Below are 11,846 nucleotides of genomic sequence, written 5' to 3'. Positions count from 1 at the left end.
ACTCCCCGTTTCCGCAGTTTCCGGCCTTCGGCGCGCAATTCTGCGGGACGACCCCGGCCTTGCCGCAAGCCCCGGGGTCGGCTATAAGTTGAAGGGGGCGAGGAAAAGCCCCTTCTCTCGTCCACTCTGGACGAACTCTTCAGATGGATCCTGTGCGCAGGGCGAAGGCGACCGCGTGCGTGCGGTTGTGCAGGCCGTAGCGCGACATCACCCGATGGAGGACGTTCTTCACCGTGCTCTCCGAGTAGGCGAGTTTGGCCGCGATCTCCTCCGTGCCGTGGCCGTCGGCCAGCAGGCGGAGCACTTCCCGTTCCCGGTCGGACAGGCCGGAAAGCGCGAGCCCGTTGGGTACCAGCAGGTCTTCCTGGATCCGTTCGAGCTGGGAAAGCAGGCTGCCCTGCAGTCGCGGCGGCAGGGCACCGGCGCCCTGGCTGACCGCGAGGATCGTCCGCACCAGGTGCTCGCTGTCGAGATCGCGACGTGGCAGCAACGCGGCCATGCCGCATTCGATCGCCGTCATCAGGACCTGGACCGGGAAATGGTCGGTGACGATCACGCATCTCGGTGGCGACGCGAGCGACGACGCGGCACGGACCTGGCGCAGGAACGCGAAAACCCCGTCGCCGATCGAATCCCCGACCGTCACGATCACCTCGGCCGGCCCCAGGTCGGTGTCGGCGAGCACGTCCAGCCGCTCGTCGGCGCCGAGAATGCTCGTCGTGCCGAGTCCGGCCAGGAGGTCCGGGGCGTGCACGGCGACTCTGACGCGGTCGGTCCTCCTGGCGGTCTTCTCCCCTTGAATCAACATCGAAGTCCCTATCCGAAGCGCTCGGAAACCCGGAAACGGGTGGCGTGAATAGCTATCGCACTACTTAGAACCTATAACGTTACAACGTTGCATGTCAACCGAGGAAGCCTCGTCTCCCACGGATGGCGGCACCACACAGGGCAAGACGCCCGAAGCACGGGAAAGGTTCAGTGCGGAGGTGATCGAGATCGGCCGACGCTGCTCAGCGCGTCGTGAGATCGTCCAGTTCGTCCGCGATCAGCAGATCGGGGTCGAACTTCATCCCGGTGAAGTGGCCGGCGAGTTCGAGCGAGAGCACGCCGTGCAGACGCGTCCAGAAGGCGAGCGCGCGGTGCAGGGTCGCGGACGGGGCCGGATCGTCGCCCGCCCAGTCGCGGTGGCCGTCCAGGTGCTGGTCGAACGGGGTCGCCTGCTTGTCGACGGTGATCGCGCGGCACGCGTCGAGCAGCACCGCCATGACTTCGCGCGAGATGGCGGTGGTGTCGTCGGGCGCGTGGTAGCCGGGGACGGGCGTGCCGTAGATGAGGAAGTAGCGCTGCGGGTCGCTCCGGGCCCAGTCCCGGATGGTGACAGCGAGCCCGGTCAGGTCGGCGCCCGCTTCGTACGCCGCCCGGACGGTGTCGGCGAGGCTGCGGTAGGCGTCGCGGATGAGCGCGGTGATGAGGTCGTCGCGGCTGGCGAAGTACCGGTACAGCGCCGGACCGCTCATCCCGACCTGCTTGGCGATCGCGTTGAGCGACAGCGCGGGGACCCCGGCGGTGGCGATCTGCTCCCACGCGTGCTGCTTGATCTCCGCGCGCACCTGGTCGCGGTAGCGTTCTCGCGGGCTCTGCCCGTCCGCGTCCGTCATCGGCCCTCCCGCTCCATCGGCCGAAGCTTAGTTGGCGCTCCGGTCGACGAGGAACCGAAGGGGCATGATCCGTTGCACGAACCGCCCTGATCGACGGCGATCACCGGAAGTCCCGTCGCGACTGATCGACAATGGACTCATGACTGGCGATGATTTCACCTGGCTGGACGCGACGGCGCAGGCGGAACTGGTCCGCACGCGACAGGTGTCACCGCTGGAACTGCTGGACGCGGCGATCGCGCGGATCGGGAAGCTCGACGTCGAGCTCAACGCCGTGGTCAGCACCCGGTTCGACCAGGCCCGGCGGGAGGCGGTGACGGCGCGCGGAGAGGGACCGTTCCACGGCGTGCCGATGCTGCTGAAGGACTTCCTCTGCCACACCGCGGGCGATCCGGTGCACGGCGGCATGCGCGTTCTCCGCGACCGTGATTGGCGCGCCCCGTCGGACTCGTACCTGGCCGCGCGCCTGCGGGCCGCGGGCTTCCTGTTCTGCGGCCGGACGAACACGCCGGAACTGGCGACCAGCATCACCACCGAACCGCTCCTGCACGGCCCGACCCGGAATCCCTGGAACCCGGCGCGGTCGCCGGGCGGATCGAGCGGCGGATCCGCCGCCGCGGTGGCTTCGGGCATGGTCCCGGTCGCGCACGGCAACGACATGGCGGGCTCGATCCGGATCCCGGCGGCCGCCTGCGGGCTGGTCGGGCTGAAGCCGAGCCGCGCGCGGACCAGCCTCGGACCGGAATTCGGCGAGTACTGGGGCCAGGTCACCCACGAACACGTCCTGACCCGGTCGGTCCGGGACACGGCGGCGGTCCTCGACGTCACCGCGGGCGCCGCACCGGGGGATCCCTACAGCGCGCCGTCGCCGGACCGTCCATATCGGACAGAGGTCGGCGCGGATCCCGGTTCCCTGCGCATCGGGTTCCGGATCACCGCCCCGGGCACCTGCGAAACCGCGCACGCCGACAGCGTCGCCGCCGTCGAGCGGACCGCCCGTCTGCTCGAATCCCTCGGTCACCACGTCACTCCCACCGCGGCCGCCGCCCTCGACGCGCCGGGGATGTTCGACACCATGCCCGCGCTGCTCGCGGCCGTCGTCACCTGGGAACTCGACGCCTGGTCCGAGCGGCTCGGCGAACGGCTGCCGTCTTCCGTGCTGGAGCCCATGAACGCGATGCTCGCCGAAGCGGGCCGCTCGGTCACCGCCGTGCAGTGGCTCGCCGGATCGCTCTCGTCGCAGCGGTGGGCCCGAGGCGTCGCGGCACTCTGGGAGGACGAACTGGACGTCCTGCTCACCCCCACGTCGCCCGCGCCGCCCGCCGAACTCGGACACCTCGCCCCGGACGCGAAGTCGCCCGAGGAACTGGCCGCCGGGATCGCCGTCGGCGCGGCGTTCACGGCGCCGTTCAACATCACCGGCCAGCCCGCGATCTCGTTGCCGCTGCACTGGAACGCCGAGGGGCTGCCGATCGGCGTCCAGTTCGTCGCCGCCCAGGACCGCGAGGACGTCCTCATCCGGCTCGCCGCCCAGCTGGAGGAGGCGGCGCCCTGGGCGGAGAGGCGTCCCGTGCCGGTCTCGTACGGGTCGTGAGTGGTAAGTGCCGTTCTAACGTCACTTACCACTCACGACCCCCTTGCCCGACTCGGTACCGGCTTCTTGCTCACCTGCTGTCCGTGAAGGCCTCCTCGCCTACTTTGAAGGTAGTGAAGGAGGCCTTCACGGACTCTGGGTCCCTCAAGGGGGCCTTCACGGACAGCCGCACCACCCCAGAAACCCTCAGCCGTCACAGAAACCCCACACACCACAGCGGGTGCGCGTGAAGGCCCCCTTTACGCGGCTCAGCCGAGGGAACTCGGCCTTCACGGGCGACCTAAGTACATGAAGGGGTCCTTCACGGAGCCAGGCGCAAGGAAGGGGCCTTCATGTACAGGCAAGCGGGCAAGCGCCGGTAGCGAGTGGGTCGGGGTGGTCGTGAGTGGTAAGTGACGTTCTAACGACACTTACCACTCACGACCACCTGGACCGGCGCCTCACTTGCGCAGGAGTGCCAACTCGGCCGATGCCTGTTCCCGCCAAGCGTTGAACGACGGGGCGGTGCAGAGATCCACGGCGAGGGTGAGGCATTCCCTGGCCTCCTCGAAGGCACCGGCCTCCCGCCAGGCACGCCCCTCGCGGATCGCGCTGATCACCTCGAGCCCGTCGAAACCGCCTTCCCACGCGAGCCACCGGCTGGTGCGGTAGTGGCCCGCCGCTTCCCGCCATTCGGCGAGACCGCCGAGCACGTCACCGATGGCGCGCAGGGTCAGGGTCTTCAGCAGCTGGTGGAAACCGGGATAGGTGTCGCTCGCCAGCCGTTCGGCGTCGGAGAGCACGGCCCGGTGCACGGCGAGCGCCTCGGTGTGCCGTCCGGCGTTGAGCAGCGCGCGCCCGTACATGTTCCGCGCCGTGGTCTGCCCGTCCCAGAACGGCAGTTCGTCCGCCAGTTCGTACCCGCGCTTCGCGAACTCGAACGCTTCGTCGTTCTCGCCGATCAGCCGCAGTACCTGGCCGAGGTAGATGGACGCCCAGGTCTCCTCGACGCGGTCGCCGATCCGGACGGCGATGTCCAGCGCGCGGCGGTGCGTCAGGACGGCGCCTTTGTCGTCACCGGCGCAGACACTGCCGGCCCAGCCGACGAAGTTGAGCAGTTTCGCCTCGTCACCGGCGTTGCCGAGCGTGCTCGCCGCGGCCGCGCCGAGTGAGAAGATCTCCAGCCACGGCTTCTGGGCGCTGCGCCCGTCGGAGTACCAGTGCAGCGCGACGGCGAGCGCGCTGACCTCACGGTGCCAGCCCTTCCGCGCCGCCAGCCGGTGCGCGGCGACCCAGTTCTCGCCTTCGACGTCCAGCCAGCGGGCGAGCTCGTCCCGCGAGCCGAACCGGCCGGTCTCCGGTGCCTTGGGGTAGAACAACTCGGCCGCTCCGGCCGCCTTGTCGAGCAGGTGGGCGAGCACGATGTCCCGCGCTGCCGGGTCTTCCTCCGCCTCGAACCGTTCCTCGGCGAAGAGACGGATCAGGTCGTGGAATTGGTGACGTTCCGGTTCGGCCGTGGTCTGCAGGAGGCTGGCGTCGACGAGTTCGTCGAGGTGCTCACGGACGTCGGCGGGTGCCGCGCCCGAAACCACGCCCGCGAGTTCGAGGCCGAAGTCGGCGCCCGGCACGGTCGCCAGCCGCCGGAACAGCCGGCGCGCCCCGGCCGAAACCGCGCGATAGGAGAGGTCGAACGCCGACCGCAGCTGGAGATCGCCCGCCGCGAGCGCGCGCAGCCGGGTGCTTTCGTCGCGCAGCCGGTCGGCCAGGTGGGCGACGGACCACTGCGGCCGGGTGGCGAGCCGGTTGCCCGCGATCCGGACCGCGAGCGGCAGGTACCCGCACAGCTCGACGAGTTCCCGCGCGGCGGCGGGTTCCGCGCGCACCCGGTCCTCGCCGATGATCCTGGCGAGCAGTCCGGTCGCGCCGCGGTCCGAAAGCGGTTCGAGCGCCAGCCAGCGGGCGCCCTCGAGGCCGGCGAGCGTGCGGCGGCAGGTGATCAGGGTGAGACTGTCCGGCCCGGCGACCAGCAGCGGCCGGACCTGCGCCTCGTCGGCGGCGTTGTCGAGCAGCAGCAGCACTTTCCGGTCTTCGAGCAGCATCCGCAGCAACGCCGACCGTTCGCTTTCGGAGGCGGGGACCTGCCCCGGCGCGACGTCGAGCGCGCGCAGCAGCCGGTCGAGCGCGGTCCCGGCGCTCAGCGGTTCGTCGTCCATCCCGCGCAGGTCCACCGCGTAGCCGCCGTCCGGGAAATCCGGCCGCCACCGGTCCGCCGCGGTCACCGCGAGCGCGGTCTTCCCGACCCCGGCCTGCCCGACGATCGCGACCACGCCGCCACCTTCGGCGACCTTCGCGGACAACTGCTCCAGTTCGCTTTCCCGGCCGGACAGATCCGCCAGCGGCGCGGGCAGCGCGCAGGTCGCCGCGACCTGGGCGGCCAGCGCCGGGTTCCGGCGTCGTCCCTGTTTGGCGACGGTCAGGAAGAACTCCCGCTCACCGCCGGTCAGGCCGAGCGCGTCCGCCAGGACTTCGGCGGAGCGCTGCTGGGCGGCGCGTGCGCGGCCGCGTTCCAGTTCGCGCAGGGCACGGACGCTGATCCCCGAAGCCTCGGCCAGCCGCTCCTGTGTCCAGCCCGCGGCGCGGCGGTGTTCGAGCAGGAGTTTGCCGAACACCGACCGTTTCTCACTCGCCTCCACCGGTTCCACCGCGGTCCATTCAACCGGCAGGCTTCCGGTGAGGAAAAGCTGCCCCCTGGTTCCGCTTGTCCCGCCTTCGCCGGGGCCGGTTACCTGGAATGCATGTCGACGACCATGACGACACCCGTCCGGCCGATGCTCCGGACCCAGGAACGCGGGGAGATCCGGGTCGCCGTGCACGCCGGGGATCCGCTCGTCCGGGCGGGCCTGCGCAGCGCGCTCGGCGACGGCCCCGGCATCACCCTGCGGGACGACCCGGAGCAGGCCGACGTCCTGGTCGCGGTCGCGGGAAACGAGCCGCACCGGATCCCGGCCGGTCCGGCCCGGCTGGTGCTGGTCGCCGATCAGCCCAATCAGGCGGAACTGTGGGCCGCGGTGGAGCGCGGGCTCGCCGTCGTCGTCGCCCGCGCCGAGGCGACGCCCGCGCGGCTGCGGCGCGCCGTCGCCGACGCCCACGCCGGCCGGGGTGATCTGCCCGCCGACCAGCTCGGCAGCCTGCTCCGCGGGATTTCGCGGCTGCACAAGGAAGTTCTCGAGCCGCGCGAGCTCACGCTCAGCGGTTTGTCGCCGCGGGAGACCGAGGTGCTCCGGCTGCTGGCGGAAGGCTTCGACACCGGTGAGATCGCCCGGCGGGTGGCGTACTCCGACCGGACGGTGAAGAACATCCTGCACGGTCTGCTCAGCCGGTTCGGCCTGCGCAACCGCACGCACGTCGTGGCCTACGCGCTCCGCGAAGGCCTCATCTGACGAGCGCCTTCAGATGACTCCTTCACGGATCGCGTAAGCCACCGCGTGCGACCGGTTCCGCAGCCGCAGCCGGTCGGTGAGGGCGTAGATGATGTTCTTCACCGTGCGTTCCGAGTAGGAGAGTTCGGCGGCGATCTCACCCGTGTCGAGCCCGTCGGCCATCAGGCGCAGGACGTCGATCTCCCGCGAGGAGAGGGCGGCCCCGGCGGGCCCGTTCGGCGCGAGCATCTCCCGGTGGAGCCGTTCGGCGTGTTCGGCCAGCCGGTCGAGCAGATCGGACGGCCTGCTCACGCTTCCCGACGCGGCGACGCGGACGCTTTCGGCCACGCGAGCGTCGGTCGCCGCCGACCTCGGCAGGATGGCGACCACCCGGCACGCCACCGCGGCCGCGAGCCCGCCTTCCTCGATCCGGTCGGTCACCAGCACGATCGGCTTGCCGAGTTCGGCGGTGACCGTGCGCAACGCGGTGACCGCGTCGGTCGAAAGCCGATCGAAGGCGGCGACGACCACGTCGGTTTCATCCCGGGTCCGGCCGTCGACCACGCGCACGGTCGCCCGGGTGTCGAGGAGGTCGGCCATCCCGGCCTTCGTGATGGGGTCCAGGGCGCAGACGCTCACCCGAACTGCTCGCATGTGTTCCTCTTCTGCCGCGGACGCCGTTCAGTCCACTGTGGATCTTCGGTTTGTCAAGAGCCGCAAGGACAAAAAGCGTTGCCCGCGCGAGCGGCCGGACCTCTTGTACGGTGGAGTTCGGGTAGCGGCCCGCCTGGGTGACCCCCACACCTGACGGTGGGTCGCTCCCTTTTCCCTGCGGCTCGTGGCGATTCTCGCCCGCCGTGAACGGCCCCGGCAACGCGTTCGGCCGTGTCCTGCTTCCCCCGCCAGCCGAGACTGGCCGAAGGGGCATCCTCAGGTCGCATGACCGAATAAAGTGGCTTCGACCTGCGGAAACGCCACTTTGGCACCACTTGACACCACTTTGCCCTTGCGATGGCGCCACCATGGTGCCATGATGGCATCATGGATTTGACGCCCTTTGTGGACAACGTTCGCCGGGAGCTCGCCGTCGCCGCCGAGGCGGGGGGAGCCGAGGCGAGCGCTCTCGCCGAACGACTGACCGCGCCGCTCGCGTCGGCCATCCGTCTCGCGCTGCTGGACGCGTTGTCCGCCGCGTCGGACGAGATCACGCGTGACCTCGCACCCGGCTCGGTCGAGGTCCGGCTTCGTGCCGGGGAAGCCAGCTTCGCCGTCACGCTTCCCGCGGCCGGACAAGCCGGTCCCGTCGCGGCATCGGTGCCGGAGCCTCCGGCGCCGCCGATGCCGCCACTGCCGCCGGTCCCGGACGAGGAGGGGGCCACGGCCCGCATCAACTTCCGGTTGCCGGAACAGCTCAAGGCGCGCGTCGAAGAGGCCGCGGCCGCGCAAGGCCGTTCGGTCAACGCGTGGCTCGTCCGGGCCGCGTCCGCCGCGTTGCGACCGTCGGAACCGGCCGCTCCGCGGAGCTCTTCAGGCGGCGGCCTGCCCGGCACGCAGCGTTACACCGGCTGGGTCAGCTAGACCCCGCAGACCAGCACAAACACCCAACACATCACCTTTCAGGGGACAACCATGCCTTCTTTCGCCACTCCGGAACCCATCGTCGCCGACCTCGAACCGGTCGTCGGTACCGTCCGCATCGTCGCCGGGGACCGCACCGACACGGTCGTCGAAGTCGCTCCGATGGACGCGAACAACGACTCCGACGTCGCCGCCGCGAAGCGGACAGTCGTCGAATTCTCCGGCGGCACGCTGACGGTCCGCGCGCCGAAGATGCGCCTGCTCGACTTCTCCCACCGCACCAGGTCGATCGACGTGACCATCGAGCTGCCCGCCGGCTCCCGGGTGCAGGGGAGCACCGGCCTCGGCGACCTGACGGTGACCGGGCGGATCGGTTCGTGCCACTACAAGTCCGGGACCGGGCACATCCGGCTCGACCACACCGGCGAGGTGAAACTGCGCTCCGCGTCCGGGAGCATCGTCGTCGGCCACGTCGACGGCAACGCCGACGTCAGCACGAGTTCCGGCCGGGTGGAGATCGGCGCGATCACGGGCACCGCGGTGGTCAAGAACTCCAACGGATCCACCACGGTCGGGACGGCCGGTGACTCGATCCGCCTCCGCTCGGCCAACGGCGACATCGCCGTCGACAAGGCCGAGAGCGGTGTCGAAGCCAAGACCGCCAACGGTTCCGTCCGCGTGCTCGACGCGGCCAGGGGCACGCTCAACCTCGACACGTCGATGGGGGACATCGAGATCGGCATCCGCGAGGGCAGCGCGGCCTGGCTCGACGTGAACACCCGCTTCGGCCGCGTCATCAACGACATGACCGCCTCCGGCACGCCCGGTGACACGACCGACAAGCTCGAAGTCCACGCCGGGACCGCCGTCGGCGACATCATCGTCCACCGTTCCTGACCCGCGAGTCCTTACACATCAGGGGAATCCACATGAGACACCCGGCCATCTCCGCGACCGGACTGCGCAAGTCCTACGGCGACAAGGTCGTCTTGGACGGCATCGATCTGCACGTCCCGACCGGCACCGTCTTCTCGTTGCTCGGCCCGAACGGCGCGGGCAAGACCACCACGGTCAACATCCTGTCCACGTTGGTCGGCCCGGACGCCGGTGGCGCGACCATCGCCGGAGCCGACCTGGCCACCGATCCGGACGGCGTCCGCGCCGCCATCGGTGTCACCGGCCAGTTCTCCGCGGTCGACAACCTCCTCACCGGTGAGGAGAACCTGTTCCTCATGGCGGATCTGCACCATCTGCCGCGCCGCGCGGGGCGCGAGCGTGCCGCCGAACTCCTGGAACGGTTCGAACTGGCCGACGCCGCGAAGAAGACGCCGTCCACCTTCTCGGGCGGCATGCGCCGCAAGCTCGATCTGGCGATGACGCTGATCGGCGACCCCCAGGTCATCTTCCTCGACGAACCGACCACGGGGCTCGACCCGCGCAGCCGCCGCACGATGTGGGAGATCATCCGGGATCTCGTCGAGGGTGGCGTGACGATCTTCCTCACCACGCAGTACCTGGAGGAGGCCGATCAGCTCGCCGACCGCGTCGCGGTGCTCGACGGCGGCCGGATCGTCGCGCTGGGCACGCCCGACGAACTGAAGCGGCGCGTGCCCGGCGGGCACATGCAGCTGAAGTTCCCCGACACGGTCGCGCTGCGCGACGCGACCCGTGCGCTCCAGGTGTCCACTTCGGACGAAGAGGCGCTGGTGCTCCGCGTGCCGACCGACGGCACCGTCACCGCCCTCCGCGCGGTGCTGGACCGGCTCGACGCCGAAGCCGTCGCCATCGACAGCCTCACCGTGCACACCCCGGATCTCGACGACGTGTTCCTCAGCCTCACCGGCCACCGGACCGAAGCGACCAAGGAGATGGCCCGATGACCACCCTGTCCCTCTCGATGCGTGACTCGGCGACCATGCTGCGCCGCAACCTTCGGCACATGCAGCGGTATCCGTCGCTCACCATCATGCTGATCGGCCAGCCGATCGTGTTCCTGCTGCTGTTCGTCTACGTCTTCGGCGGGACACTCGGGAACGGCCTCGGCGGCGGGGGCGGCAGAGCCGAGTACGTCGGCTACGTCACGCCCGCCATCCTGCTCGTGACCGTGTGCAGCGCCGCCCTCGGCACCGCGATCTCGGTGGCGACGGACATGACCGAGGGCATCATCGCGCGGTTCCGCACGATGGCGATCAGCAAGGCCTCCGTCCTGACCGGGCACGTGATCGGCGCGTTCATCCAGACGGCGTTCGCCCTCGCCGTGGTCTTCGGGGTCACGCTGCTCGTCGGCTTCTCGCCGACGGCGGGCGTCGGCGACTGGTTCGCCGTGGTCGGTGTGCTGTTGCTGCTGACCATCGCGCTCACCTGGCTTTCGGTGGCGCTGGGTCTCGCGGCCAAGAGCGTGGAGACGGCGAGCAACACGCCCATGATCTTCATGCTGCTGCCCTTCCTCGGCAGCGGGTTCGTGCCCACCGACTCCATGCCCGCCTGGCTGCGCTGGTTCGCCGACTACCAGCCGTTCACGCCGGTCATCGAGACCATCCGGGGACTGCTGCTCGGCACCCCGATCGGGAACAGCGCCTGGCTCGCGCTCGGCTGGTGCGTCGTGCTCTCGGCCGTCGGGTACCTGTGGTCGAAGTCCTTGTTCGCCAAGGAACGTGACCGCTGAGCTTGAGTGAACTGGGGGTCGCCCCGGGCTGGAACCGTGAAGGCGGTTCCGGTCCGGGGCGCAGTGCTGTCGTGAGTGGTAAGTGTCGTTCTAACGTCACTTACCACTCACGACCCACTTGACCCCGCGCGATACCGGGGCGGTCATGTCGGCCTGACCCCGACGCGCCCTCGTGAGTCAGGTCCGCTTCGAAACCCAGGCGTCGATGCCGTCCAGGAACCGGTCCACCCCGAAGCCGAGTTCCGCGGGCAGCTTCCCGGTCTCCTCGTGTCCTGAATGGACGGTGGCTTCCGCCGCGTGGACGGCGGCCAGCGCGGGGTAGTCCTCGGGGGTGATGAGTTCGGTCAGCGCCTGTGACACTTCGGTTTCGGTGTGCGGGAGCCCGCCCGCGGTCTTGTGTGCGCTGTCCATGTCCAGGCTGAGCTGCGCCGTGCCGCGGACGACGGCGGTCAGGTGCAGGGCGGCGGCCCTCGCCTCGCCGGGGGCGAGCCCGGCCTTGAGCAGGGGGCGCAGCAGGCGGTCCATCCAGGCGAGATGGTTGGGACCGATCGGGGAGTGGTCGAGCGGGACGCGCAGCAGCCAGGGACGTGTCCGGAAGCCGGCCCAGAGCGCCTCCACCCACTGATGGACGGCGTCACGGAAGTCCGCCGCGTCGTCAAGGCCGGGTGGTTCCGCGGCCGCGACGTCGGCCATCACCTCCAGGAGCAGGTCCTTGCTCGCGATGTGGTTGTAGAGCGACATCGTCGAGTAGCCGAGCTCGGTGGCGACCCGCTGCATGGAGAGCGCGTCCAGGCCCTCGGCGTCCGCGACCTGGATCGCGGCCCGCGCGATGCGCTCGACGGAGAGCTGGGCCCGCGGCCCGCGCCTGCCAGGGGTGCGCCCGGCCCACAGCAGCGCGAGGCTGCGCTGGAGATCCGGGCCCTTGCCGTCACGTGTCGCCATCCGTTCATCCT

General features: G+C 70.2%; 11 protein-coding genes. 6 read left to right on the top strand and 5 right to left on the bottom strand.

The window, feature by feature from the left end:
• Positions 1 to 139 precede the first annotated feature (139 nt).
• Both IE302_RS37335 and IE302_RS37330 read right to left on the bottom strand, forming a co-directional pair.
• Complete coding sequence (locus IE302_RS37335) at positions 140 to 808, bottom strand: helix-turn-helix transcriptional regulator (RefSeq protein WP_191259169.1); 669 nt, start codon at positions 806 to 808, stop codon at positions 140 to 142.
• Between the two features lie 202 nt (positions 809 to 1,010).
• Complete coding sequence (locus tag IE302_RS37330) at positions 1,011 to 1,658, bottom strand: TetR/AcrR family transcriptional regulator (protein ID WP_191259168.1); 648 nt, start codon at positions 1,656 to 1,658, stop codon at positions 1,011 to 1,013.
• Between the two features lie 139 nt (positions 1,659 to 1,797).
• Between IE302_RS37330 and IE302_RS37325 the strand changes: the two genes are divergently transcribed.
• Positions 1,798 to 3,252, top strand: coding sequence for an amidase (locus tag IE302_RS37325; RefSeq protein WP_229908188.1), 1,455 nt, complete (start codon positions 1,798 to 1,800; stop codon positions 3,250 to 3,252).
• Positions 3,253 to 3,692: 440 nt separating this feature from the next.
• Here IE302_RS37325 and IE302_RS37320 read toward each other — a convergent pair whose 3' ends face one another.
• On the bottom strand, positions 3,693 to 5,933 hold the full coding sequence (locus IE302_RS37320) for an ATP-binding protein (RefSeq protein ID WP_191259166.1): 2,241 nt from the start codon (positions 5,931 to 5,933) through the stop codon (positions 3,693 to 3,695).
• Positions 5,934 to 6,026: 93 nt separating this feature from the next.
• Here IE302_RS37320 and IE302_RS37315 point away from each other — a divergent pair, with 93 nt between their 5' ends.
• Positions 6,027 to 6,671, top strand: a complete 645-nt coding sequence (locus IE302_RS37315; protein ID WP_191259165.1) for a helix-turn-helix transcriptional regulator — start codon at positions 6,027 to 6,029, stop codon at positions 6,669 to 6,671.
• 9 nt (positions 6,672 to 6,680) lie between these two features.
• On the opposite strand, the gene IE302_RS37310 is transcribed toward IE302_RS37315, so the two are convergent.
• Positions 6,681 to 7,250: a helix-turn-helix transcriptional regulator gene (locus IE302_RS37310; protein WP_229908197.1), complete on the bottom strand. Its 570-nt coding sequence runs from the start codon at positions 7,248 to 7,250 to the stop codon at positions 6,681 to 6,683.
• 441 nt (positions 7,251 to 7,691) lie between these two features.
• On the opposite strand from IE302_RS37310, the gene IE302_RS37305 reads away from it, so the two are divergent.
• The 4 genes from IE302_RS37305 to IE302_RS37290 are packed head-to-tail and all read left to right on the top strand — an operon-like array spanning position 7,692 to position 10,893.
• Complete coding sequence (locus IE302_RS37305; RefSeq protein WP_229908185.1) at positions 7,692 to 8,228, top strand: toxin-antitoxin system HicB family antitoxin; 537 nt, start codon at positions 7,692 to 7,694, stop codon at positions 8,226 to 8,228.
• 51 nt (positions 8,229 to 8,279) lie between these two features.
• Positions 8,280 to 9,125, top strand: a complete 846-nt coding sequence (locus tag IE302_RS37300) for a DUF4097 family beta strand repeat-containing protein (protein ID WP_191259163.1) — start codon at positions 8,280 to 8,282, stop codon at positions 9,123 to 9,125.
• 32 nt (positions 9,126 to 9,157) lie between these two features.
• Positions 9,158 to 10,108 (top strand): ATP-binding cassette domain-containing protein, encoded by a 951-nt coding sequence (locus tag IE302_RS37295; protein ID WP_191259162.1) that lies wholly within the window; start codon positions 9,158 to 9,160, stop codon positions 10,106 to 10,108.
• The gene (locus IE302_RS37290) at positions 10,105 to 10,893 is read left to right on the top strand and encodes an ABC transporter permease (RefSeq protein ID WP_191259160.1); all 789 of its coding nucleotides are present in this window, start codon (positions 10,105 to 10,107) and stop codon (positions 10,891 to 10,893) included. Before IE302_RS37295 ends, IE302_RS37290 begins: the two co-directional genes overlap by 4 nt.
• A 177-nt stretch (positions 10,894 to 11,070) precedes the next feature.
• Here IE302_RS37290 and IE302_RS37285 read toward each other — a convergent pair whose 3' ends face one another.
• Positions 11,071 to 11,835: a TetR/AcrR family transcriptional regulator gene (locus IE302_RS37285; RefSeq protein WP_191259159.1), complete on the bottom strand. Its 765-nt coding sequence runs from the start codon at positions 11,833 to 11,835 to the stop codon at positions 11,071 to 11,073.
• Between the last annotated feature and the right edge of the window lie 11 nt (positions 11,836 to 11,846).

It is taken from the genome of Amycolatopsis oliviviridis, from assembly GCF_014654365.1.
Taxonomy (GTDB): Bacteria; Actinomycetota; Actinomycetes; order Mycobacteriales; family Pseudonocardiaceae; genus Amycolatopsis; species Amycolatopsis oliviviridis.
The sequence above is the reverse complement of the archived record's forward strand: the minus strand, read 5'-3'. Positions and strand labels throughout refer to the sequence as shown.